This window comes from Planktotalea frisia (assembly GCF_001890925.1).
Lineage (GTDB): Bacteria > Pseudomonadota > Alphaproteobacteria > Rhodobacterales > Rhodobacteraceae > Planktotalea > Planktotalea frisia.
In genome coordinates this window covers 1-758 of sequence record NZ_MLCB01000153.1, presented here as the reverse complement: position 1 = coordinate 758, position 758 = coordinate 1, and the positions used below count along the sequence as shown (strand labels likewise).

Genomic DNA, 758 nt, shown 5'->3' with positions numbered 1-758 from the left:
TAATCGAGATATATCTCAAGCAGATTGAGGCCGTTGATGTTGAAGTCGCCGCATTGGATGTCAAAATCAAGAAAGGTGCATTGAAGAACGCTGAAGCGCGTAGGTTGCAAACCATGCCAGGTGTCGGTCCAATGTCCGCCATGGCCATTCAAGCCTTCTGCCCCCCCTGCCCAAAACTTTCGGAAGGGCCGAGACTTTGCAGCATGGCTTGGTTTGGTTCCCCGACAACATTCGACTGGCGGCAAAGATCGGCTCGGAAGGATTACGAAGATGGGTCAGCGAGATGTCCGCAAATTACTGATCATCGGCGCCATGTCTGTGATCAGCGCGTCTGAACGGAAAGGACATTGCGAAGATCCTTGGCTGGAGCGTATGCTAACAAAGAGACCGCGTATGGTTGTTGCAGTCGCATTGGCAAACCGAATGGCCAGACGGCTTTGGGCAATGATGACCAAAGAACGTGATTACGAAATTCAGGTCGTCGCCTAACCGCGCGGCCAGGATACCGGCAGGACTGAAAGGACGAAGGATAAGTTACGGAACACGACGATCATGAGATCGGCAGCGGAAAAACCAGGATAAGATTGTGGCCCTCGAGCCCGTTAATCTGATTTGGAACCGCGTCGCGTATCTCCATAAAGGCCCGCCGTCAGTGAAACGGCACTTCTGAGGCCGGACACATGACTGCACCTGATCTGCCCGTTCCAAGACCTTGAAATCGCTCACAGTAACCGGGGCATCCACACAAATCTTATGTT

General features: G+C 52.6%; 1 pseudogene. It reads left to right on the top strand.

Annotated features, from left to right (window positions below):
* Positions 1 to 120 precede the first annotated feature (120 nt).
* Positions 121 to 273: pseudogene (locus tag PFRI_RS21970) on the top strand (transposase); the annotation flags it as partial.
* Positions 274 to 758: the final 485 nt, after the last annotated feature.